Source organism: Dyadobacter sp. CY327 (assembly GCF_021390415.1).
Taxonomy (GTDB): Bacteria; Bacteroidota; Bacteroidia; order Cytophagales; family Spirosomataceae; genus Dyadobacter; species Dyadobacter chenhuakuii.
Genome location: NZ_JAJUXJ010000008.1, coordinates 246923 through 270154 on the forward strand (window position 1 = coordinate 246923; position 23232 = coordinate 270154).

Here is a 23232-nt window from a genome sequence, read left to right on the forward strand (position 1 = left end):
ATTTAATCTTCTAAAACTCTATTTTCAAATTAAGCGTGTTCCTTCTTTTCAGGAGCCTTCGCAGCAGCGTCTTTGTTACGAACCTTGGTTAAATAAGAGATTTGAGGACGAACATTGATCTCTTCCAGCATGTGGAACGCGCGGCCTTCCTTCTCAACTTCAAGCAATTTCGAAATTCTGCTCTCTGGATCGTTCATGTCTCCGAAAGTGATCGCGTTGGTCGGGCATGACGAAGCACAAGCCACATTTACCTCTCCATCTACGATGCGTCTTCTCTCTTTCTTCGCAGTCAGTTTCGCTTCCTGGATTCTGTGAACACACATTGAGCATTTTTCAATAACTCCCCTCGAACGTACAGTAACATCAGGGTTGATCACCATTTTACCAAGATCATTGTTGAAGTGGTAATCAAAGTTCTCGTTATCAAAATATTTGAACCAGTTGAAACGACGTACTTTATATGGGCAGTTATTCGCACAATATCTCGTACCAACGCAACGGTTGTAAGTCATTTGGTTAAGCCCTTCTGAACTGTGCGTAGTAGCCAAAACAGGACAAACCGTTTCGCAAGGCGCATTGTTACAGTGCTGGCAAAGCATCGGCTGGAATGTAACTTCCGGATTTTCAGAAGCGATTTCCAATCCTCTCAAATCTTCAACATCTGCATCACTGCTGTAATAGCGGTCGATACGCAGCCAGTGCATTTCACGCGCATTGATTACTTCCTGACGTCCTACAACCGGAATGTTGTTTTCAGCCTGGCAGCTAACCACGCATGAGCCGCAGCCAAAGCATGTGTTCAGGTCAATGACCATTCCCCATGAATGGTTTTTATATTTATGTCCATTCCAAAGAGACAGATCGGTCGCATCTACTACGCCATCTGATGTCGGGATTTTCGGAACAAACCGGCCCGCCATTGGATCTTTCTGGAAATGAGCCAAAACAGTCTCTTGAAGAACCGACTTACGGTTCATCACCGTATTGTGTGTCTGAGTCTGTGCTATTTCTCTTGTATCACCTGTTTTAGAAACAGTTACTTCACCAGGAGCGAATGTCAGATAACCATCAGCGAATGCTGCAAGCGGATAAACATTCTTTCCAACTCCATTTGCAGATTTCCCTGCTTTTTCGCGACCAAATCCAATTGCAATAGCAACTGTGCCGTTGGCCAGACCGGGTTGGATGATAACCGGTACTTCAACCGCTTTACCTTTAATATCCACTTTTACCACATCTCCCTGTGCAAGGCTAAGATCTGCCGCTGTCTTCTGGGAAACACATGCGTGGTTATCCCAGCATGCTTTGGTAACCGGCTCAGGTAACTCCTGAAGCCATGGGTTATTTGCTGCAAATCCGTTACCAAGACCGACATTTTCGAACAAGGCAAGTTCAATTCCGGAAGTAGAAGCTTTATATTTTTTAGCAATTCCTGCTGCTGCTGCACTCAAATCTCCTGAGAATGTTGCTCCCGTAGCTGCCGTAGTTGCAGGCACGTCATACACACCGTCATGAAGGGACTTAATCCAGAATTTTTCGAAATCTCCCGTTCCACCTTGCGTGTAAACATTCTTTTTCCAATATGCCTTAACATATTCGTGATAGTCAGTTGGCAGTCCAGCCCATTTCAGTAAGCTAACTTGCGCCTGACGTGTGCTGAAAATCATGCTGATAGCAGGCTGACCAAGGCTGTAAGAGCCTGCAACCGGCTCTGCATCATTCCAGGATTCCAGGTAATGTGGAGCTGGGCAAATGTATTTTAACAATGAAGATGTTTCGTCCGCGCGGTCATTAAATGAAACGCTCAGTGAAACTTGTGGTAAAGCTGCTGCCAATTCTGCACCGCGAGGGTGATCATAAACCGGATTAGCACCAAATAAAATCAATGCCGCAACTTTTCCGCCTTTCACTTCGTCAACAAGACTGTTCATCGCCACGTCATTTCCTTGACGATAATTAGCAGGCTTATCCAAGTTAATGGTTGTTCCGTAGCTTCCAAGCAAGCCGTTCAAAGCATTTATAACTACTTGAACAGATGCATCATTGATACCGCTTACAACCAATGCCTGTCCTTTTGAAGCTACTAAATCAGCTGCTGCTTTATCAAGATTAGGGACATCGATTGCAGCCGTTGAAATGGGCGATCCACCTAATTTGGCAGCTACTTTATTATAAAGAGCAGCTGCAACCAAACCAAGTTGTGATGGCTTAACTGCTGTACGATAATCTGAGTTTGAACCCGTTACAGAAAGAATCGCTTCAAACTGATAATGACGGGACATTTCTTTTTTGCCTTCCTTGTCGCTGCCTAGTCTACGTGTTTCTGCAAACTGAGCCGAGAATGTATCAGGTGAAACCCAGGTTCCAAGGAAATCAGCGTCAATGCCAACGATAACCTTTGCTTTGCTGAAATCGTAAGATGGGAAAACTGCTTTGCCAAATGAAAGCTCATTTCCTTTCAAAATCGCTGACGACGAGTTAGCGTCGTACATGACATGCGTAGTCGTAGGATATTTCGTAGTGAAATCGGCAATAACCGACTTTGTAGAAGGGCTCAGAATCGTAGAAGAAAGAATTCTGATCGCTCCGCCTTGTGCTGAAATTTTAGTAAGTTGATCTAAGATCTCTTTATCAACTGCATCCCAGCTAATTTTTGTGTCTGAACCCTTTTTAGGGCCTTTTAACTTTTCGTTATCATATAATCCCAAAAGCGAAGCGTGAGCACGGGCGCTGACACCAAAAGATGTTTTGGAAAGTGAATTGCTTTCAATTTTAACAGGGCGCCCTTCGCGTGTCTTAACGAGAATACTTGCGTAATCGCCACCTTCTGCATATGTCGATGCGTACCAGTTGGCTATGGTTGGGAATTCGCCCTCAGGCTTATTAACGTACGGTATTGCTTTCTTTACAGGTGCTTCGCAAGCTGCCAATGATACTGCAGCCATTCCAAAACCCAGCACTTTCAAAAAATCTCGGCGGTGGGTTCCGGCTCCATCTACCAAACTTTCGTATTGGTTTTCGGTCGGACCGTCGGAAAACTCAGAACGCGCTTCTTTTACAAATTTCTCGTCGTTCCGCAGCTCTTCTAGTCCCCGCCAGTATCTTTTATTAGTATTTTCCATAAAACTATTCAATACAAATGAGTTGTATCAGGTAATATTGTTTTGATTAATAGTGGCATTTAGAACATTCCAACCCACCTATATCAGCAACTTTCAATGCTTCTTTGCTTTCACCAGCGTGCAGCTGCACCAACTTATCGTAGTACTTGTTGTCTTTTGTATTAACCTCCGTTTTACGGTGACAGTCGATACACCATCCCATTGTCAAGGATGAGCGTTGCTGGATCACTTCCATTTTCTCAACCTCTCCGTGACAGTTCTGGCATTCAAGTCCGCCGACGTTAACGTGCTGAGCGTGATTGAAATAGGCCAGATCAGGAAGGTTATGCACCCTTACCCATTCGATAGGCTGGTTGTTTTCAATAGAAGTATAAATTTTCTGAATTTCAGGTGATTCCTTTTTGATGACGCCGTGGCAGTTCATACAAATGTTAGCAGAAGGAATATGTGCTGATTTACCGCGGTTTACGCCGGTATGGCAATAGTTACAGTCAATCTTGTATTCACCTGCATGCAATTTGTGCGAGAATGAAATCGGTTGTTTTGGTGCGTAACCTTGCTGCACACCTACACTATACGCACCGTCCAATGTTGCTTTTAAAACAAGCAGAACAAAGATCCAGATAGTAGCAGAACGAATGGCAGGATCAGAAGCGATTCTTTTCAGCGAGTTGCCCAGGCGACTCATAAAATCCCCTTTTTCAACCGTTGTTCCCGGCTCACCGCTCACTGCTTTGGAAAGCAATGATACAATTACTAAAAGAACACCAAGCACCAGAAGCATTACCACTACAAGTGCCGCAAGCACGATCACAAACAAATCAGAAGGACCATCGCCTTGTGCAGAAGCACCACCGGCAGCAGCGCCACCAGCAGCAGGAGCTCCGGCAGCAGCAGGATCAGCGGTTCCAGCTTGATCAATATAAGCGAAGATTCCTTTTATATCATCGTCTGATAAGTTAGGAAAGCTTGTCATTTGCGCTTTCGAATATTCGTTGTAGATCTTAACGGCATAAGGATCTCCGGAAGCGATGACAGCCTGGGAATTGCGAACCCATTTTGAAAGCCATGCAAAGTCATGACGTCCGCTCACTCCTTTAAGACCCGGACCAACTACACGCTCATCCGTAACAGCGTGGCATTGCGCGCAGTTATTTTTGAAAAGTGTCTCGCCTTTGGCAGCATCTCCGCCGCCAGCTGGCGCACCGGCAGCCGGTGCAGCTCCCGCAGCAGCAGTGCTGTCCTGAGCATATATTAAGCTTGGCACACTTAATAATATAGCCACGGCGATGGCAGCTATAAATGTTTTTGAGTAACTAAAGAAGGAACAAAACTTAGCGTCCTTTCGGAATGGTATATTCATAATCAACTATTCATTATTCTTCAACAGACAAAACTAGTTCACGATTTTTTATCCACAAAAGTATTTAAGGGATATTTTGGGCACCTATCTTATTTATAATTTGTCTAATTTGTGCACATATTTTAGATCACTGAGTGATGGAATTTTTTATTGATTTTCAGACACTTAGCAACAAAAAATGCCATTTGGAAACCAGCTTCAAGGTTTCAAACAAATGGCATTTTTCTACTATAAATTTGTGTGCCAATTTCATCGAGGCACGGGAGGTTCCGAGCGGATTCGAACCGCTGTACGAGGTTTTGCAGACCTCTGCCTAGCCACTCGGCCACGGAACCAATTTGGATTAGCTGCTGCTCTCGCTGGCAGCTAATCCGGGTGCAAAAGTATCAAAAAAATTCGCTACTCCGCACTATTGTTTACTTTTTTCCTTTCTTTTCGCTTTCTTCCATTTGTTCTTTCAATGCTGAAAGAACGCTCAGGTCTCCGAAAGTTGATTTCTCACCTTCTTTGGTTGAGTCTGACGAAGGAGCGCTTTTCGCAGGAGCAGAAGATTGTGCCTTTGCAGGACGGTCTTCTTTTTTCTCCTCAGGAGCAGGCGCTGCTTTCGTTACTTTGGAATGCGTAAGAACGATTTTCTTTTCGTCTTTCAGGAATTCAAGAACAGTGAAGTCAAGGCTTTCACCTACTTCTGCCACTGTGCCGTCTTCTTTCGTCAGGTTTTTGATAGCCGAAACGCCTTCGATTCCGTAAGGAAGTTCAAGGGTTGCGAATTTATCACCTTTTGCAACGATTGTAGATTTATGAACAGAACCCACTTCAAAGATGCTTTCGAAAGTATCCCATGGGTTTTCTTCAAGTTGTTTGTGGCCAAGAGCCAGACGACGGTTGTCCGCATCCAGTTCAAGAACAACAACTTCAAGCTCGTCATTTACTTTCACGAAATCAGAAGGATGTTTGATTTTCTTAGTCCATGAAAGGTCAGAAACGTGAACAAGACCGTCGATACCTTCTTCAAGCTCGATGAACAAGCCAAAGTTAGTAAGGTTACGAACTACTCCTTTGTGACGTGTTCCGATTGCATACTTGTCTTTCAACGAAGCTTGTGTCCAAGGATCCTCAGTCAATTGCTTAATACCAAGAGACATTTTACGCTCGTTACGATCCAGTGTCAATACTACTGCACTGATTTCGTCATTAACATTCATGAACTCCTGAGGATTGCGCAGGTGCTGAGACCATGACATTTCAGAAACGTGGATCAAACCTTCAACACCTGGTTTGATTTCAAGGAATGCGCCGTAATCAGCAACATTAACAATACGTCCTGTAACTTTTGATCCAACCTGCATTTCTTCTGCAAGAGAATCCCATGGGTGAGACTGAAGTTGTTTCAAGCCAAGAGAAATACGTTTTTTCTCTTCGTCGAAATCCAACACAACCACGTTCAATTTCTGATCCAGCGCAAGCAGGTCAGATGGGTGGTTGATACGGCCCCATGAAATATCAGTAATGTGAAGAAGACCATCTACACCACCAAGATCAATGAACACACCGAAGTTTGTCATGTTCTTGATAACGCCTTCCAGAACCTGACCTTTTTCAAGGTTGTTCAGGATTTGCTGACGTTGTGCTTCAAGATCTTTTTCGATCAATATTTTGTGAGATACAACTACGTTATCATTTGCGTAGTTAATCTTAACAACTTTAACCTCCATACGCTTTCCAACAAAAATGTCGAAATCGCGGATAGGCTTAACATCGATTTGTGAACCTGGCAAGAAAGCCTCGATGCCGAATATATCAACAATAAGACCACCCTTAGTTCTTCTTTTCACGTTCGCATCAATAACCACATCCTCGTCAAACGATTTCTGAATGTTATCCCATGCAGTGATTACTTTCGCTTTTTTGCGTGAAAGAACAAGCTGACCTTGAGCGTCTTCCTGGTTTTCTACGTAAACTTCCACTTCGTCGCCAATTTTCATTCCTGGCAAATCGCGGAATTCATTTGAAGATACGATACCATCAGATTTGAAACCGATGTTAAGGATCACTTCGCGGTCTGTAATACCTACTACAATACCTTTTACTACTTCTTTTTCCTGAACAGGAGAAATAGTAGTCTCATACATTTGTTCGAAACGATCGCGGTCAGCAGTTGAATAACCCGTACCGAAACCTTTGTCTGCTGCTTTATCCCAATCGAAATCAGGAAGAGGTTGATGTTGATTTTCCTTAGACATAAATAGGAATTATTGCTCTGTGTACATCAGCTTCCGAGCTAAATAGCTGAAAATTAGTTAAACAAGTATTTTTTGAAAAAATAGAGCGCAAAAGTACGCATTATTCAAAATAAAATCCCTAGTAAGAGTAGATTTTTTTGAAATCAGTAATAGACGGGAAGAATTGGAGCTTTCGGAAGGGAAAATTCAGGCTATAAATTAATATGATCTTTCCTTAACCCCCAGATACGGAAGCCATTCTGCATCAGCTAAACCGGAAAAATCCCTGATAAACATTAAAAACGAAGGACGGAAAGGGCGCTGGCGAAGTGGCATGCCTACTTCTTCCGGTGTATGGTCTCCTTTTCTTGAATTGCAGCGCTTGCAGGCAGTGGCGAGGTTATCCCAGGTGGTTTTGCCACCTCTGGATTTGGGAATAACGTGGTCTAGTGTGAGATTATCGTGTGTTCCGCAATATTGGCACCGGTTACTGTCCCGCTTAAAAAGGTTTTGCCTCGTCATGACAACACCTCTGTATGGAATATGAATGTAGCGGTTGAGGCGGATGACAACGGGCATGGGAAACTGATCGTTGACCGTTCGGAGATAATGTCTCGGCGATTCGGCCAGCATTTCGGCCTTGTTCATGTAGACTAATAAAAACGCCTTTGGAACGGTGCAAACACTTAACGCACTATAATCTTGATTAAGAACCAGTACTTTACCCATGAGCCCTAGAGGTATTTAATTCCGACAATATAGGAATTTTTACCTTACAAAACGCGCCCGCAAATTCAATTATTGTGAAAAAATAATTTGCAGAAGATGCCCTGTATCACCCGTTTAGCTGTTTTTAGAGTCAAAAATAGTTACCTAAAGATTCATGCGATCCGTTTCGCGCTTCATGTCCTTTTCTTTGATGGAATCCCGCTTGTCATACAACTTTTTACCTTTGGCCAAAGCAATGTGCAACTTCGCCAGCCCGCGTTCGCTGGTAAAAAGCCTCACCGGAATGATCGTTAAGCCCTGATCTTTCAGATTCTCATTCAACTTCCGGCGTTCTCTCTTGGTAATGAGTAATTTACGGTCACGCATTGGATCGTGATTGTAATGTGTCCCTTCCGTATAAGGGGAGATGTGCAGGCTCCTTATATAAAGCTCCCCGTCCATAAACAGACAGTATGCATCCTGAAAATTCACTTTGCCCTGCCGGATCGACTTTATCTCAGTTCCCGTCAGCACCATTCCGGTCGTAAACTCTTCCAGGAAGAAATATTCGAAGGAGGCCTTGCGGTTTTTTATATCTACTTTTTTAACTATTTTTTCAGACATATTAATTCTCAAATTCAAAAGGGGCTCAAAATTAAGCTTTTGTTAAAACTATACCAATTAATGAAAAAGCATGCACGCATGAACCGTCTGAGATTCTTTCGGATGATGATCTCAATGTTTTTCGTTGCAAACAGCGCATTCAGCCAGGAATATGATCCTCGCATTATGAGCACTGTAAATGCATTGTTTGACGGAATGCGTGAAGGAGACTCAACGAAAGTACGAAATGCTTTTGCGCTAGGCAGCACAATGATGTCGGTGCCGGAAAATCCAAAGGATTCCATTGCGATTAAGAAAAGCTCAATCGACGGATTTGTAAAAGCCGTGGGTAAACCACATTCAGAAAAGTGGGATGAGCAGATTTATAAAGTGAACATTTCAGTAGATGGGCCAATGGCGATTGTGTGGGCTCCTTATAAATTCTTCCTGGGGGAGAAATTCTCACATTGCGGCGTGAATGTTTTCACATTGATAAAAATCGCTAATACCTGGAAAATAACCTCCATAACAGACACGCGAAGAAAAGAAGGCTGCTTATAAACTCAAAACCGCACCATCTGCTTCCAGGTGCCTTTAATGCGATTATACTTAATGGTGCTGGGAAGCGCTTTCCACCAGTATTTATTCATTTCCACGGCAAATGAGGGCTGCATATAGCAATTGATCGCGCAGCTTTCGCATGCCGGCAATTTGCCTTCCAATGCTACGAGCTTTTGGACTTCGTCGGAATGATAGAGATCGAAGAGATTTCCTTCGATAGGAAAATCTTTCAGGCCCAAATGATAGCAGGGCAAAACGAGCTTGTTTTCGGGAGAGATGACAATAGTCGTGCTGGCCGCTTTGCACACCGGATCTTCGACGTGGTTTCCGCCATCGAGCCGCAATTGTATGAATGCTTCGTTAAGGTAAATGTTCTTCTGTTTTCCCCACCATGTCAGCTCGTTCAATGTTTCTTTGGAAAGGTTGGAACCGACATTATTATATTCAAAAACCGGATTCAGGATCAGGATTAGATCATTGGGTAAACAAACTTCTTCCCAAAGCTGCCGGATTTGATTAACATTATTTTCGAAAACCGTAAAGATAATGTCCGGGCGTTCGCCTAGTGATTTGGCGATTGCGATGGATTCCATCACCTTATCAAAGCACTTCACATTTCTCGATTTATCATGCTCATCGCGGTCCGGGGAATCGAGCGAGAAGTGGAGCATATCAATGAGGCCACGGAGCTTCTCCGCTTGTTTTGGATAAAGCAGGCCGTTGCTGGTCACCGTAGTGATCATGCCGTGGTCTTTGGCTTCTTTTAAGAGCACATCCAGCTGCCGGTGAAGCAATGGTTCGCCGCCGGTAAAGTCGATGACCTTCACGCCCAGCTTTTTCAGATCCCTTAAATTTTCTCTTAAATTCTCAACCGTAATGTAGGGCGAAGGCTTTTCCCAAATGTCGCAGAAACTACATGATGCATTGCAGCGATAAGTCACGTAGTAATTGCAAAGGACCGGATGGGAAATCAAACGCATATCAACGAAGCATAGTAAGCAGGCTGGTTAATTTATCTTTCAGGTCTTTGCGGTCCACAATGAAATCCAGGAAGCCGTGTTCCAGAACAAATTCAGCGCTTTGAAATCCTTTTGGCAAATCTTTACCAATGGTTTCACGAATCACGCGCGGGCCGGCAAAACCAATCAAAGCCTCCGGTTCAGAAATATTAAAGTCTCCTAACATGGCGTAGGATGCAGTAACACCGCCCGTTGTAGGATCCGTCAAAAGTGATATATATGGAATTTTTGCTTCCGATAGTTGTGCCAAACGCGCCGAAGTTTTAGCCATTTGCATCAGTGAAAATCCAGCCTCCATCATCCGCGCTCCACCCGATTTTGAGATCATCAGGAACGGGTGCTTGTGCTCCAACGCATATGTAATCGCACGCGCGATCTTCTCCCCCACAACCGAACCCATGGATCCGCCGATGAAATTGAAATCCATACAAGCGATCACAATGTCCAGCTCATTCATCTTGCCGTGACCTGTCCTGACCGCATCTTTTAAACCCGTTTTCTGCATTGTTGACTTAATGCGGTCGGGGTAAGCTTTTGTATCAACAAAATGAAGCGGGTCGCCCGACATGAGATTTTCGTCGAGCTCTATAAACTCATTATCATCGAATAACAGGTTGAAATAAACATCAGAACCCACCTTTTCGTGATAATTGCAATGCGGACAAGTGAACGCATTCTGCTTATGCTCTCTGGTAGGCGTAATTTTTTTACAATTAGAACACTGGTACCATAAACCGTCAGGAGCTTCACGCTTCATTTCGGTGGGTGTATTAATACCTTTCTCTTTACGAATAAACCAGGACATACTATTACGTGAGTTAATTCTAAAAATCTGAATATCAGATTTTTAACTGCTTTTCATGATGAATGTTGGCCTCAAAGATAGCAATAAATGTCATGCATAGTAAAACGAACTATGCCGCAACATTACATTGATAAGCTGTTTACGGCACTATCTTGAACAATTTTGTCCTTAATTTGTTACTAAATCAGCCCATTAAGGGGCAACATACAGGCGACATCCGCCTCTTTACTTTACATTCATGACAACAACTTCTTCTCCTATCGTGATCATTGTAGGCACTAACAGGCCCAACTCCATGTCACGAAAAATAGCCGACTATTATCAGGAAATATTCAATAAGCTCAATGTTCCCAGTACAATCCTTGATCTGATAAACCTGCCGCATGATTTCACCGTGTCGGCGATGTACGAAAATTCAGGAAAAAACTCAGATTTTAATAATCTCAAATCCCTGCTGGAACAAACCGACAAATTTATCTTTATCGTTCCCGAGTACAATGGTTCCTATCCCGGCGTTCTCAAAGCATTTATCGACGGACTGCCTTATCCCAACAGCTTTACCAATAAGAAGGCCGCGCTGGTGGGCTTATCTTCCAATATGCAAGGGGCTGCATTAGCATTGAGCCATCTGAATGATGTATTCAGTTATCTGGGCATGAACACATTGGCATTACGGGTGAAATTAGGGCAGATCCGCTCATATTATCATGACAATGTAATATCCAATGCGTTGTACAAAGAACTGCTGGAACTCCAAGCCGGGCAAATGATCCTTTTCTAAGCAAAAAAGGGAGCGTTTGCTCCCTTTTTTGTCTTTAATTATTTCAACCAGTGCTGCTCCATTTCGGTCGCTGGAACTGTCGGTCGCTTCCAGAGCTCTACGCGGCTCCGGCGGAACGCGGGGCCTTCGAGATCCCCGAATTTAACCAGGCCGTCTTTGAACGAAGCGATCATTACATCCAGTTTTCCAATTTCTTCATTGTCCCAGTCACTATTGCCTTCAACATCTGTTATGGGCAACTGAGCAAATCCGCTTGGTACAATTTCACGGTCAATGATCAGATCGATCGGGCCAGTTGGCGTGCTTTCTTCCAGCTCGCTCGTTACGACCAATTCTGTTTCGTATTCGGGCGCTTTAATTTCTTCTATAACAGGCTTAGCATCTGGTGTTTTGGATTTAATGCCGTTTCTAAGCTCAATTCCCGGGATAGGTGACTCTATGCTATCAAATCCTGCTGCAACAATCGTCACGCGTAATTTATCGCCCAAAGAATCATCTGTAATGGTTCCCAGCTTGAACATCCGTGCTTCTCCACCCACTTGTGAAAGCACATAACGCCAGATTTCGCGCTGCTCCTTCATGGTCGCTTCCTTTTTCTTGCTTGTAGCAAGCGTTACCAGGATGCGTTTTGCTCCGCGGATATCCCTGTCATTCAAAAGCGGCGAATCCAGCGCTTCCTTAATGGCCATAGATGCACGATCAGCTCCGGTCGCCTCAGAGGTTCCCATTACCGATTGGCCTGCATTCTTAAGAACTTTCTCAACATCTTTAAAATCCGTGTTGATATTTCCGTTTGTCGTGATGATCTCAGAAATACTTTTTACAGCATTAAGAAGAATGCCGTCTGCCTCGGCGAATGCCTGTGTCAGGGTCATATCCTCATAAAGCTCTTCCAGCTTGTCATTCAAAACCACCAGCACCGTGTCACTGAACTCCTTTAATTGCTCAATCCCTTCGAGTGCCTGTTCCTTTTTATCAAGTCCTTCCCAGGTGTAAGGCGCAGTTACTACCGCCACTGTAAGCTTGCCCATTTCCTTTGCAAGCTGTGCAATCACCGGTGCGGCGCCTGTTCCTGTTCCACCACCCATACCCGCCGTGATAAACACCATTTGGGTCGATCCGCCGAGCAGGCTTTTAATTTCTTCAATCGTTTCCAACGCAGCTTCCTTGCCTTTGGTAGCATCCGTTCCGGCTCCCAAGCCTTGCGTTAATGTTGCACCAAGCTGGATTTTTACGGGCACAGGGCTGTTAGCAAGCGCCTGGCGGTCGGTATTACACACTGCAAATTCTACATCCTTGATCTTTCTCTCAAACATGTAGTTGACCGCATTGCTTCCTCCACCTCCAACACCGATCACCTTGATAATGGCTGGCTCTGCCTGGTGTTCGCCGGTAGGCTGGTCTTTAATTATTTCGTTCACAATGTAGTCCTGGTCTAAAGATTGCAACAAGCTTTTATTCATATTTTCGGAGATTGAATGCGTTTATGCTTTGTTTTCAATAGTCACTCAGACCATCATCTTTTTTGCGGATAATGCTGTTAAAGCTATCCCAAAAAGTCCCGACTTTCTTACCCGGTTCTTCCTTAGGCGGAATTTCCTTTACTTTTTCACGCTGCACAACAGTGCCTGTGTTAAATGAAGTCGTAGGCTTGCAAACCGATTTTACCCGGGGATCTATATTACGAAGTCCGGCCCAGGCCAGACCGATCGCTGTGCTGTATGAAGAATTGCTGACCGCATCTGCTTTGGCGGTTCTTTCCAGGTTTTCGGGATAACCCACCCGGACTGACATGTTTGTTACTTTCTCAAAGAGTTTTTCAATCTCATCAATATTCGCAGACCCGCCGGTGAGCACGATTCCACCGATAAGCTTATCCAGATATCCTGATTTGATAATTTCTGCATAAACCATCGCTGCGATCTCCTTCAATCGCTCTTCAATGATCAATGCTACATTTTTCTTTAAAACCTGCTTTGGAGCACGTCCGGCCAGGAAGTTAACTAGGATTTCAATGTTTAGCGGAACGTCGGCAGCAATAGCTACGCCGTATTCCTGCTTCAATCGTTCTGCATTCTCAACCTGAATGCCGCAACCTGTTGCGAGGTCATTCGTAATATGCCTGCCGCCAATCGGGAAAGTAGCAATGTGGCGTACAATGCTATCGTGATATATAACCAGGTCCGTTGTATGGTCCCCGATATCCACCAGCGCAATGCCCGCTTTTGTTTCATTGTCTGTTAAAACTGCAAGACTGGTAGCTAGGGGCGCAAAAACCATCTTGTCGCATTTCAAATTATGGTCTGCATCTGCCAGACTCTTTTTCGTACGCAGAACAGACTGACTGTTTGCCGAGATAATCAGGAAGTTACCGCCCAGTTTAATACCCGTCCTGCCCACAGGTTCCCGCACATTCATAGAATTGTCTACGACAAATTCCATGGGTAAAACATGCAAAACATCGTAATTAGGCTCAATTTTAGCCCTGTACATATCGTCAACAAGCTGATCCACATCTCTTTGCGTTACCTCTTCGCCAGAAGACGCCGAAGGCCGGATCACGCCATCATTATGCTGACTTACCTTTACCTGCGTGCCGCCAAAACTAACATTCACCACCGCAATGTCCAGGTCCGAGCGGGAAGATGCTTCCGCCAGTGCTTCACGAACTGCGGTCCCTACTTGTTTTATATTTTCAACGGCTCCGTTTACAACTGCACCTTTGGGAACAGGGACTTCGCTAAAACCTAAAATTTCAATATTGTTTTGACGAGAGCCCGACGCGGCTCCCTGTGCAGCAACCACGGTAATTTTCGTGCTCCCAATATCTACGCCTACTACAATTTTTTCGTGTGCCATGCTGATGGTGAATTATTATTCACAAACTATTTGATTCTGAAACTTAATACTAATTTTTTTATACCTGCTCCAGTCCTGGCTCAATATCTTGTTATAGAACATTTTGAGCTTATCGAATTTGGATTCATAATTTTCTGCCGATCCAAACTCAATGCGCTGGTCACCCAGGACCGTCATCATATGAATTTCACCATCTTTGTCAGCGTCCAGCTGTGCTACCTGTGCTTTCCAAAAGGGATCCGCATTTAAAAAGCGCAAAAGCTCCATCAATGAAGCCCCTTTGGTTGTCTTTAATTTTTCAGGATCATTGAAAAATGAACCGGAAACCAGCAATGTCCTGGCCGAATAACTATCCGATAACGGAAAAAAAACGCCCTCATCACTGATATAGTAACCAGATGAATTGCGCATTTCGCCATTTTCAGAAGTGTTGATCCATCTTGCCAGCGGCCGTTCCTGCTCCACTTCTACCACCACATTCCCTTTCAAGTCACGATAAACCTGACACTTCCTGATCAGTTTGTTCCTGCGCACCCGATGCTCTAAATCATTGAGTGCAACGTCACTTAACCTGCTGCCTAACAGCGGATCTGCTCCGTTTTCAGTTACAAGCATGCGTACATCCATCTGATTAAGGAACCTTGCTCCCGAATCTCCTTCAATGGATATCACAAGATTTGTACAACGCTGATTACCAAGCTTATTTTCTGCCATGCCTATCCCGGCTATTGGCAAAATGAGCCATAAACTACGTTTTAACAAAAACCATGGATAGTCAAATTTACGTAACATCTTAGTAATATTAAAAATGCTTTGACTAATTATTCACAATTGAATTTTTCAGCAAGTTCCTGATCGGTTCAACCAATGTATCAATGTCTCCGGCCCCTATTGTCACCACAATATCCGTATTTAAATCAGCTAAAACGTTCAAAACTTTATCTTTAGTGATAAGTTGTTTCTCCTTTGCAGTGATCTTTTCCATCAGCATTCCCGAATTCACTCCTTCTATAGGCTGTTCCCTCGCCGGGTAAATTTCCAGCAGGAGAAGCCGATCCGCCAGCGAGAGGCTCTCGGCAAATCCGTCCGCAAAATCGCGTGTGCGGGTGAACAGGTGCGGCTGGAAAATCGCCGTTACATGTCTTCCCGGATACAGGCCCTTTACAGATGAAAGAAATGCTTCGATTTCTGTCGGATGATGGGCATAATCGTCAATGTAAATGTGTCCATCCTCTTCTAGCTGATATTCAAAGCGCCGTTTTACGCCGCCATAATTTTCGAGTGCTTCTTTGATCTTTTCCGGATCCACACCCAAATGCAAAGCTACCGCGCTGGCTGCAACTGAATTTTCAATGTTATGGTAACCCGGGATCTTCATCGCAATCCCTTCGATTGTGCCATCAGGATGGATCAGGTCAAAAACAAAACGCGCATTTTCGATGTGAATGTTTGCCGAATGATAATCTCCTGAATTGAGCGAATAAGTAAGCACTTTCGCTTTTGTCGAGGAGGCCAGTTCCAATCCTTCACGCATAAAAAGCACGCCATTGTCGTCAATCTGGCTAACATAATCCCGGAACGATTCAAGCACATTTTCATGCTTTCCATAAATGTCCAGATGATCCGCGTCAGTGGAAGTAACAATGGCGATTTCAGGAAATAATGTCAGAAATGACCTGTCGAATTCGTCGGCTTCAACTACACAAAAAACTTCTTCCAGGTTGTCCGTCGGCTCATTGAGGAGGAGATTTGTCCCATAATTTTGAGTGATCCCCCCAAGAAACGCGGTGCTGTTTACCTTCGCATGACGCAATATGTGTGCTACCAGCGAAGAAGTTGTTGTTTTTCCGTGCGTTCCGGCAACGCCAATTGTTCTCAGATTTTTGGTTAACAACCCTAAAACCTGCGAACGCTTTAAAATCAGGAAGTTATTATCCCGGAAATAGATCATTTGCTTATGCTGAACCGGAACTGCCGGCGTGTAGATCACAAGCGTTTCATCAGGATTTGCAGCGAATTCAGCTGGAATAGTGCCAATTTCGTCTTCAAGCGTTACGGTAATGTCCTCATCTTGGAGCTTTTGGACTAATGTTGTCAATGTCTTGTCATAACCTGCCACATTGAAACCATTGGCCTTAAACCATCTTGCCAATGCGCTCATGCCAATTCCGCCGATTCCAACAAAATATATGTATTTCCAATTTGTCATAGATGACGACATAAGATCAATTCCTGAGGTTATTTACTTAATTAATTTAAAAACTTCCGCTGCAATGTCGTCAGCAGCATTGGGCCGGGCCAGCTTCCTGATGTTTAGCTTCAACTCGTCCTGTTTTGCAATATCCTTTAACAATTGAAGTGCCTGAGAGACAAGCTTTTCCATTGTTTCTGAATCTTTGATCATTAGTGCCGCATCCTGCTCCACCAATGTCAATGCATTCTTCGTCTGATGGTCCTCAGCCGCCGCCGGAAATGGAACCAGAATAGCAGGTTTAGCAGCCAGACATAGCTCAGAAACAGACAATGCGCCTGCTCTGGAAATCACGACATCGGCAACCGCATAGGCCAGGTCCATTGTATATATGAAATCGAAAGCTTTTATTTTGTCTGTTCCAAGGCCTGCAATGGTTTGCTTGGCCGTATCAATGTAACTTCTTCCCGTTTGCCACAAAACCTGATAACCGGCTTCGAGCAACTGCGGCAGGCCTGCATTGATACTTTCATTAATAGATCTGGCGCCAAGGCTTCCGCCCATGACAAACAAGGTCTTATGCGCACCATCCAGACCAAATTCGACCAGCGCCTCCTTATTTCTGGCAGAAACATCCACAATATCACTCCTTACCGGATTGCCTAGCAGCGCTATTTTCTCAGCAGGGAAAAATGCCTCCATTCCGGGATATGCCACACAGATTTTCTTCGCTTTTTTACTCAAAAACTTATTAGTAATGCCTGCATAAGAATTCTGCTCCTGGATCAATGTCGGGATGCCCGCCAGAGACGCCATCATGAGCAGAGGCCCACTCGCAAAACCGCCTACTCCTACCGCAACATCGGGTTTAAAATCCTGAATAATGCGCTTTGCTTTGGACAGGCTGTTTAAAAGTTTGAACGGAACCAGGAGATTATGCAGAGACAAGGATCTCTTCAGACCTGCAATGGGCAAACCAACGATTTCGTAACCCGCACGCGGCACTTTTTCCATTTCCATTTTTCCCAAAGCTCCCACAAAAAGCACTTCGAGATCCGGATCTTTCTTTTGTAACGCATTGGCTATTGCAATGGCCGGATAAATGTGTCCGCCCGTGCCGCCGCCGCTGATAATGACCTTTTTTGACATTTTAAATCTTTTTCTCTTCTACTGTTTCCCCGCGGCTTACGCTCAGGATCATGCCCATTGCGATGCCGGTGAAGAGCAAAGACGTTCCGCCCTGACTAAAAAATGGTAATGTTTGCCCCGTAACCGGCACCAGTCCGACTGTTACGGCCATAGCCGAGAATGCCTGGCTGACGACAATGAATGTTAACCCTGCGGAAAGCAACCCACCGAACGGCCGTTTGGTCGCTTCAATGGCTTTTAAGCCCCGGTATAAAAGAATGAGATAAAGAATGATCAGAATGGTGCCGCCTAATGTGCCGTATTCTTCCACGGCAACAGCAAAAATGAAATCTTTCTGAGGCTCTGGCAGGAAGCGGCGCTGGCGGCTTTTTGCGACGCCTTCTCCATACAATCCGCCGCGGGCCATGGCCATGTAGGATTGCTGGGATTGATATACAACAATGTCTTTGTCAAAAAACGCAGAGATCCGGTTTTGGGCTGTTCCGGACCGTTGTGTTGAATTAAGTAAAATGGCGATGGTTGCGAAGAAAACGAGGCCTAATGCCGTGAAAAACAGATAATGCAGCGGGACTTTGCCTACAAACATTAAAAGAAAGCAAATGCCCGCCAGCATTACTGCCGTAGAAACATTGCTAGTAAAAATCAGCCCGCAAACGATCCCTACCAATGCCAGCGGCTCTGTAAAAAGCTCTCTGGTGTTCCAGCCGCCTTTAATGTGCCTGGCCAGGATCAATGATAAATGCGCAATCAAAGCCACTTTCGCCCACTCGGAAGGTTGAAAACGCTGGCCTATGACCGGAATTTCTATCCAGCGGGCTGCATCATTCACCGACGTCCCAAAGAACATTGTGAAAATCAATAGCAATATCGAACTCCAAACCGCGAGCCGGGTAACGTAAACGAATTTGATATAGGGAATGCGATGGACGAAATACATGACCATCAGCGACAGAAAGCACAACAGGACGTGTTTGTAAAGATAGTATTCGGTGTTTCCGTCCATCTGGCTGTACGCGTCCTTAACACTTGCGCTATACACCACCACAATGCTCCACATCAGCATTACAATGCAGATCCCCCAGATCCAGGGATCACCTTTCAGATTTTTGCTGAACCATGCTTGCGTGTCTTCTCTTGATTTGAGCAAGAAATCCATAATGGTAACCGGTAATGCTTATTAGTTATTATGAATGGTAAGATTTCTTACAGCAGTTTTAAATTTTTCACCCCGGTCCTCGTAATTTTTGAATAAATCAAAACTTGCGCAGGCGGGAGAAAGAAGTACGATATCCCCTGAAACACTCCACTGCCGCGCTTTATTTACCGCATCCTGGACGTCCTGGGTTATGTATATTTGAGGAGTAATTCCGGAAAAGTATCTTTCCAACTTTTCGGAATCTTTACTAAGAACTACTAAACCCTTCACTTTATTACGTACAAGCGCTTCTATCTGGCTATAATCATTGCCTTTGTCCACTCCGCCAGCGATTAAAATGATCGGTTTTTCAAAACTGCCCAATGCGTAAAATACAGAATCAACATTGGTTGCTTTTGAATCATTAATGTAAGTCACGCCATTGATAACTTCCACTAGTTCAAGCCTGTGCGGCGCATTGGTAAAGGATTTCAAGCCCTCTGAAATCTTCTCGGGACTTATGCCGACAAGCTGCGCAACGGCAATTGCGGACATTGCATTGATTGCATTATGCGGGCCTTTAATGGGTAATTCATCAAAAACCTGTTCAAATGAGACGTTGGCAACATTTGAAATCAATTTTCCTTCATGCAGGAAAGCGCCTTCCGCGGGTTTATGGGCAAGCGATACCTTTATCTGATGAGATTGAATGTTGCGTTTGGAAAGCTCGGCCGCGATCACCTCACTATCTTCAAAAAAGATCAGATGATCTTCCGCAGTCTGATTTTGAACAATGTTGAATTTTGAATTGATATAATTCTGAAAATCATAGCCATACCGATCCAGGTGATCGGGCGTAATGTTTAGAAGAACGGCGATCTGCGGATGAAACTTTTCAATATTATCTAACTGAAAACTACTGATTTCCAGCACATAATAATCGAATTCCTTTTCGGCAACCTGCCACGCGAAACTGTCTCCAATGTTCCCCGCAAGGCCAACATTGAGTCCCGCATTTTTCAGAAGGTGATAGGTAAGCAGCGTGGTGGTGGTTTTACCGTTGCTGCCGGTGATGGCGATTATCTTTGCAGTGGTATAGCGGGAAGCAAACTCGATTTCCGAGATAACAGGAGTCCCTTTTTCCTTCAATGCAACGATCAACGCGACCGTATCGGGAATGCCGGGACTTTTGATAACGAGGTCACTTTCGAGAACCCTTGATTCTGAATGCATTCCCTGTTCAAACGGAATCTGCTCGCGGTCAAGGACGTCAATGTATTTTTGGTTCAATTGGCCACGATCTGATAAAAACACGTCAAAACCTTTTGATTTGGCAAGGATTGCAGCGCCGGTGCCACTTTCTCCCCCACCCAAAATAACGACCTTTTTTTGCACAAGACTTCTTTTAAACGTTGAACAAACACCATTGAACACGAAGGTAAATCTTTTCCAGAAATAAAAAACGAGACACATTAAATGCGCCTCGTTTTCTCATTTTTTATATAAAACTGTCTACTCTTTTTTGACCAGTGACTCCGAAATCCTGAGCCTGTTAGCGAGTTTTACGATCATGAAAATCACCCATGCAATGATGATAAACTGGATCAGAACCTGGATGAAATTACCGTATTTAACGGCCACCTCGGGCGTATCGCCCACAGCTTCTTTTAACACAATTTTCAACTGAGTGAAATCCACTCCGCCAATGATCAGACCCAAAATCGGGTTGATAATGTCTTCAACCAGGGAGGTTGTGATCTTTCCAAAAGAAGCACCAATGACCACACCGACGGCCAGATCGAGGACATTTCCTTTTGCAATAAAAATTTTGAACTCCTGGAGCATAACAAGTTGAGGTTAGTTAGAAGATTAAAATGAGTATAAAAATCCGATTTTTCAAGCCTGAGCAAACTGCACTTTGCGCCTTTAGTCTTTTCATTAAGCGCACTGAAAAACAAGCTCAGATGCAGAGTCTCAACTCTGGCTAGTAGGAAGAGAAACTGCAACGGTAAGTAATCAATAGATTACCAAAATTCATAACTCTTGCCCGAAATTCACGGCGTATGATATTTCCAGGTATATAATTCTCAGCTTTTCGCGGGAGCGTAAGAGCCTCATTTTGACCGCGCTTTCTGTTATTTGGGACATTGTTGCAATATGCCGGATACTCCGGTCATCCATATACTTCATATAGAGTAAGGCTTTTTCCTCCGCAGGTAATTTGTCGAGCGCTTGTTTTAGTATCTTGGTATCGACCTCCTCCGTGGTAAAAGCGCTGTCCAGATCGACGTGCTCAATGCAATCCGCATCTTCTGCATGCACAATGATCACTTTCTTTCTGTTGGATCGCATGAGATCCATGCAGTGGTTATACGTAACAGTGTAAAGCCAGGTGGAGAATTTTGCTCCTTTCTTAAAAGTATTCATTTTAAATACCAATTTAAGAAATACGTCGTGAGTAATGTCTTCTGCCTTGGAGGCGTCGCGCGTAAGTGAAAGGCATTTTTTGAATACTTTCAGCACATATCGGTCGTAAAGTTTTTCAAAATATCGGTTTTCCCCGGATTCCAGAAAAAGCTTAACCAATTCCTCGTCTGTTACATTATGCGGTGCATAATTTGCGAATTTGTCAACCATCTTAATTTAAATCACTGTATAGCGCGTGTCCAAAAAATTAATGGATTAATTAATTTTTTGTAAATATTAAAAAACAACGCCTGGTATACAAATAGATACCAGGCGTTGTCAACATTATTTTATAAGAAGTGCTTTCTAAGCGCCGATTGACACTCTTTTGAAAGATTTTACCGTTAAGCCCTTAGCAGTTTTTTCTAATAACTGACGGATTGTTAGCGAAGAATCCTTTACGAATTCCTGATTCAACAAAGTGTTGTCTTTGTAGAACTTCTGCAATTTTCCTTGTGCAATTTTCTCAAGCATTGCTTCTGGCTTGCCTTCTGCTCTTGCTTGTTCTTTACCTACTTCGATTTCACGCTCAACAGTTGCAGAATCCACTTCGTCTTTATCCAAAGCGATAGGCTTCATCGCAGCGATCTGCATAGCAACGTCTTTTCCAAGTTCGCTTACATCTGTTCCATTTACGCCTTCAAACGCTACCAGAACGCCCAATTTGCCGTTGGAGTGGATATAAGGAACAACTTTGTCAGCTGTTACATTTTCGTAAGCAGTGATTTCAAGTTTCTCTCCCAATTTACCTACCAGATCCACGATGTGCTCGCTAACCGGACGGCCGTCAGGCAATGTAGCGGAAAGCAAAGCATCTTTGTCAGCAATGTTATCTGCTACGGCTTTGTCCAAAATGCTTTGTGCAAGATTTTTGAAATCTTCAACATTAGAAACCGGCTCAGTTTCGCAAGCAAATGCGATCAATTTACCATTTGTTCCGTCAGCGCTGATCTGTACAACCACTGTTCCTTCTGAAACTGCGTTGTCAGCACGTTTTGCTGCTACTTTTTGTCCTTGCTTACGAAGAATATCAACGGCTTTGTCAAAATCGCCATCAGCTTCCTGAAGTGCTTTTTTACAATCCATCATGCCCGCGCCGGTCATTTGGCGGAGTTTGTTTACATCTTGTGCGGTAATTGCCATGATCTATTTTTAATATTGGTTATTACTGATTTGAAAGGAAACGGCTGTTAATGCTGTGTTAGAAAACGATTAACAAATCCGCATCCGGTAGAATTTTAAAAAACTGTAGCCCATAGCAATAGGCTATGGGCTACTTTATCTGTTCAGACAGGAAAGGTCAGAAACCTATTCCGTATCGCCCTGATTACTCTTCATCACTTTCAGCAGCAACGCTTGTCTCAGCAGGCGCTTCAGCACGAGGAGCAGCCGCAGCTGTTTCTTCATTGCCTTTGTCAACCTGACGTTTCGCTTCTTCCTCCTCTACCATGCGCTGATCGTCTTTATCTTGTTTGCGTTCCATCAAGCCTTCTTCGATTGCTTTTCCGATCGCCAATGTGATCAATGAGATAGCTTTGTAAGCATCGTCATTGCTTGGGATTGGGAAATCAACCAGTTCAGGATTTGAGTTGGTGTCGCAGATTGCAAAAATGGGGATGTTCAATCTTTTTGCTTCTGAAACGGCAATGTGCTCGCGTTTTACATCAACGATGAAAAGGGCAGCAGGAAGACGTGTTAAGTCAGCTACACCACCTAACACTCTTTCCAATTTATCCTTTTCACGTGTAAGCATCAGGCGTTCTCTCTTCGCGATATTGCTAACCGTGGTTTCGTCTTTTAGCATCTTCTCAAGAGTCTGCATTTTTTTCAAAGACTTGCGAATTGTGCCGAAGTTTGTAAGCATACCACCTAACCAGCGATCAGTTACGTAAGGCATTTTAAGGCGTTTCGCCTCTTCCGTTACGATTTCCTGTGCTTGTTTTTTAGTAGCAACAAACATGATCTTACGTCCTGAACGAACGATTTGCTTCAACGCAGCCTCAGCGTCGTTAATGCAGCTCAATGTTTTGTTCAGGTCAATGATGTGGATCCCGTTCTTCTCCATGAAGATGTATGGAGCCATACGTGGATCCCACTTGCGGGTAAGGTGACCAAAGTGTACACCTGCATCCAATAGTTCTTTATATTCTATTTGTGCCATTACAGATTAATGTTTTGAAAAAATGTCTTAATAAAATTACGCAGCACAGCACATCGGGCACGATAAGTACTGTCTGGACATTTGAAT

At 44.0% G+C, this 23232-nt stretch carries 20 protein-coding genes and 1 tRNA gene; 2 read left to right on the forward strand and 19 right to left on the reverse strand.

Features of this window, described 5'->3' with window-relative positions; genetic code table 11:
- Nucleotides 1-29: 29 nt before the first annotated feature.
- The 6 genes from LZG74_RS23955 to smpB all read right to left on the reverse strand — a co-directional run bounded on the left by LZG74_RS23955 (nt 30) and on the right by smpB (nt 8039).
- On the reverse strand, nt 30-3122 hold the full coding sequence (locus LZG74_RS23955; protein ID WP_233799011.1) for a TAT-variant-translocated molybdopterin oxidoreductase: 3093 nt from the start codon (nt 3120-3122) through the stop codon (nt 30-32).
- A gap of 46 nt (nt 3123-3168) precedes the next feature.
- A complete protein-coding gene (locus tag LZG74_RS23960; protein WP_233799012.1) occupies nt 3169-4389 on the reverse strand; it encodes a c-type cytochrome in 1221 nt (406 codons plus the stop codon).
- A gap of 360 nt (nt 4390-4749) precedes the next feature.
- Nucleotides 4750-4820 (reverse strand) — tRNA-Cys (locus LZG74_RS23965).
- Between the two features lie 81 nt (nt 4821-4901).
- A complete protein-coding gene (rpsA, locus tag LZG74_RS23970) occupies nt 4902-6728 on the reverse strand; it encodes a 30S ribosomal protein S1 (RefSeq protein WP_233799013.1) in 1827 nt (608 codons plus the stop codon).
- A gap of 198 nt (nt 6729-6926) precedes the next feature.
- Nucleotides 6927-7436, reverse strand: a complete 510-nt coding sequence (locus LZG74_RS23975) for an HNH endonuclease (protein ID WP_026631751.1) — start codon at nt 7434-7436, stop codon at nt 6927-6929.
- 144 nt (nt 7437-7580) lie between these two features.
- A complete protein-coding gene (smpB, locus tag LZG74_RS23980) occupies nt 7581-8039 on the reverse strand; it encodes an SsrA-binding protein SmpB (RefSeq protein ID WP_026631750.1) in 459 nt (152 codons plus the stop codon).
- 60 nt (nt 8040-8099) lie between these two features.
- Here smpB and LZG74_RS23985 point away from each other — a divergent pair, with 60 nt between their 5' ends.
- On the forward strand, nt 8100-8579 hold the full coding sequence (locus LZG74_RS23985; protein ID WP_233799014.1) for a nuclear transport factor 2 family protein: 480 nt from the start codon (nt 8100-8102) through the stop codon (nt 8577-8579).
- Nucleotides 8580-8581: 2 nt separating this feature from the next.
- On the opposite strand, the gene LZG74_RS23990 is transcribed toward LZG74_RS23985, so the two are convergent.
- Together LZG74_RS23990 and accD are read right to left on the reverse strand one after the other, a co-directional pair.
- Entirely contained in the window at nt 8582-9559 is a 978-nt protein-coding gene (locus LZG74_RS23990) for a radical SAM protein (protein WP_233799015.1), read from the reverse strand.
- 1 nt (nt 9560) lies between these two features.
- Nucleotides 9561-10403: an acetyl-CoA carboxylase, carboxyltransferase subunit beta gene (gene accD, locus LZG74_RS23995; RefSeq protein WP_233799016.1), complete on the reverse strand. Its 843-nt coding sequence runs from the start codon at nt 10401-10403 to the stop codon at nt 9561-9563.
- A 238-nt stretch (nt 10404-10641) separates the two neighbouring features.
- Between accD and LZG74_RS24000 the strand changes: the two genes are divergently transcribed.
- The gene (locus LZG74_RS24000) at nt 10642-11184 is read left to right on the forward strand and encodes an NADPH-dependent FMN reductase (RefSeq protein WP_255699640.1); all 543 of its coding nucleotides are present in this window, start codon (nt 10642-10644) and stop codon (nt 11182-11184) included.
- A gap of 38 nt (nt 11185-11222) precedes the next feature.
- Here the strand turns inward: LZG74_RS24000 and ftsZ are convergent, their stop codons facing one another.
- From ftsZ to rpsB, 11 genes are all read right to left on the reverse strand, one after another.
- Entirely contained in the window at nt 11223-12647 is a 1425-nt protein-coding gene (ftsZ, locus tag LZG74_RS24005; RefSeq protein WP_233799017.1) for a cell division protein FtsZ, read from the reverse strand.
- Between the two features lie 34 nt (nt 12648-12681).
- A complete protein-coding gene (gene ftsA, locus LZG74_RS24010) occupies nt 12682-14043 on the reverse strand; it encodes a cell division protein FtsA (protein WP_233799018.1) in 1362 nt (453 codons plus the stop codon).
- A 15-nt stretch (nt 14044-14058) separates the two neighbouring features.
- Entirely contained in the window at nt 14059-14757 is a 699-nt protein-coding gene (locus LZG74_RS24015; protein WP_233799019.1) for a cell division protein FtsQ/DivIB, read from the reverse strand.
- 103 nt (nt 14758-14860) lie between these two features.
- Nucleotides 14861-16252 (reverse strand): UDP-N-acetylmuramate--L-alanine ligase, encoded by a 1392-nt coding sequence (gene murC, locus LZG74_RS24020; RefSeq protein WP_233799020.1) that lies wholly within the window; start codon nt 16250-16252, stop codon nt 14861-14863.
- A gap of 33 nt (nt 16253-16285) precedes the next feature.
- Entirely contained in the window at nt 16286-17383 is a 1098-nt protein-coding gene (murG, locus tag LZG74_RS24025; protein WP_233799021.1) for an undecaprenyldiphospho-muramoylpentapeptide beta-N-acetylglucosaminyltransferase, read from the reverse strand.
- Between the two features lies 1 nt (nt 17384).
- Complete coding sequence (locus LZG74_RS24030) at nt 17385-18539, reverse strand: FtsW/RodA/SpoVE family cell cycle protein (protein WP_233799022.1); 1155 nt, start codon at nt 18537-18539, stop codon at nt 17385-17387.
- A 21-nt stretch (nt 18540-18560) separates the two neighbouring features.
- Nucleotides 18561-19913, reverse strand: a complete 1353-nt coding sequence (gene murD / locus LZG74_RS24035; RefSeq protein ID WP_233799023.1) for a UDP-N-acetylmuramoyl-L-alanine--D-glutamate ligase — start codon at nt 19911-19913, stop codon at nt 18561-18563.
- A 117-nt stretch (nt 19914-20030) separates the two neighbouring features.
- Nucleotides 20031-20363 carry a large-conductance mechanosensitive channel protein MscL gene (gene mscL, locus LZG74_RS24040; RefSeq protein WP_233799024.1) on the reverse strand — a complete coding sequence of 111 codons (333 nt, stop codon included), beginning with the start codon at nt 20361-20363 and terminating at the stop codon, nt 20031-20033.
- 189 nt (nt 20364-20552) lie between these two features.
- A complete protein-coding gene (locus tag LZG74_RS24045) occupies nt 20553-21155 on the reverse strand; it encodes an RNA polymerase sigma factor (RefSeq protein ID WP_233799025.1) in 603 nt (200 codons plus the stop codon).
- A gap of 135 nt (nt 21156-21290) precedes the next feature.
- Nucleotides 21291-22127 (reverse strand): translation elongation factor Ts, encoded by an 837-nt coding sequence (tsf, locus tag LZG74_RS24050; RefSeq protein WP_233799026.1) that lies wholly within the window; start codon nt 22125-22127, stop codon nt 21291-21293.
- Nucleotides 22128-22311: 184 nt separating this feature from the next.
- Nucleotides 22312-23145 carry a 30S ribosomal protein S2 gene (rpsB, locus tag LZG74_RS24055; protein WP_233799027.1) on the reverse strand — a complete coding sequence of 278 codons (834 nt, stop codon included), beginning with the start codon at nt 23143-23145 and terminating at the stop codon, nt 22312-22314.
- Nucleotides 23146-23232: the final 87 nt, after the last annotated feature.

Bases quoted from the DNA above. Each gene is read 5' to 3' on its own strand.
- LZG74_RS23955 (WP_233799011.1), bottom strand. From the start codon at position 3,122: ATGGAAAATACTAATAAAAGATACTGGCGGGGACTAGAAGAGCTGCGG.
- rpsA (WP_233799013.1), bottom strand. From the start codon at position 6,728: ATGTCTAAGGAAAATCAACATCAACCTCTTCCTGATTTCGATTGGGAT.
- LZG74_RS23975 (WP_026631751.1), bottom strand. From the start codon at position 7,436: ATGGGTAAAGTACTGGTTCTTAATCAAGATTATAGTGCGTTAAGTGTT.
- smpB (WP_026631750.1), bottom strand. From the start codon at position 8,039: ATGTCTGAAAAAATAGTTAAAAAAGTAGATATAAAAAACCGCAAGGCC.
- LZG74_RS23985 (WP_233799014.1), top strand. From the start codon at position 8,100: ATGAAAAAGCATGCACGCATGAACCGTCTGAGATTCTTTCGGATGATG.
- LZG74_RS23990 (WP_233799015.1), bottom strand. From the start codon at position 9,559: ATGCGTTTGATTTCCCATCCGGTCCTTTGCAATTACTACGTGACTTAT.
- accD (WP_233799016.1), bottom strand. From the start codon at position 10,403: ATGTCCTGGTTTATTCGTAAAGAGAAAGGTATTAATACACCCACCGAA.
- LZG74_RS24000 (WP_255699640.1), top strand. From the start codon at position 10,642: ATGACAACAACTTCTTCTCCTATCGTGATCATTGTAGGCACTAACAGG.
- ftsZ (WP_233799017.1), bottom strand. From the start codon at position 12,647: ATGAATAAAAGCTTGTTGCAATCTTTAGACCAGGACTACATTGTGAAC.
- ftsA (WP_233799018.1), bottom strand. From the start codon at position 14,043: ATGGCACACGAAAAAATTGTAGTAGGCGTAGATATTGGGAGCACGAAA.
- LZG74_RS24015 (WP_233799019.1), bottom strand. From the start codon at position 14,757: ATGGCAGAAAATAAGCTTGGTAATCAGCGTTGTACAAATCTTGTGATA.
- murC (WP_233799020.1), bottom strand. From the start codon at position 16,252: ATGACAAATTGGAAATACATATATTTTGTTGGAATCGGCGGAATTGGC.
- murG (WP_233799021.1), bottom strand. From the start codon at position 17,383: ATGTCAAAAAAGGTCATTATCAGCGGCGGCGGCACGGGCGGACACATT.
- LZG74_RS24030 (WP_233799022.1), bottom strand. From the start codon at position 18,539: ATGGATTTCTTGCTCAAATCAAGAGAAGACACGCAAGCATGGTTCAGC.
- mscL (WP_233799024.1), bottom strand. From the start codon at position 20,363: ATGCTCCAGGAGTTCAAAATTTTTATTGCAAAAGGAAATGTCCTCGAT.
- LZG74_RS24045 (WP_233799025.1), bottom strand. From the start codon at position 21,155: ATGGTTGACAAATTCGCAAATTATGCACCGCATAATGTAACAGACGAG.
- tsf (WP_233799026.1), bottom strand. From the start codon at position 22,127: ATGGCAATTACCGCACAAGATGTAAACAAACTCCGCCAAATGACCGGC.
- rpsB (WP_233799027.1), bottom strand. From the start codon at position 23,145: ATGGCACAAATAGAATATAAAGAACTATTGGATGCAGGTGTACACTTT.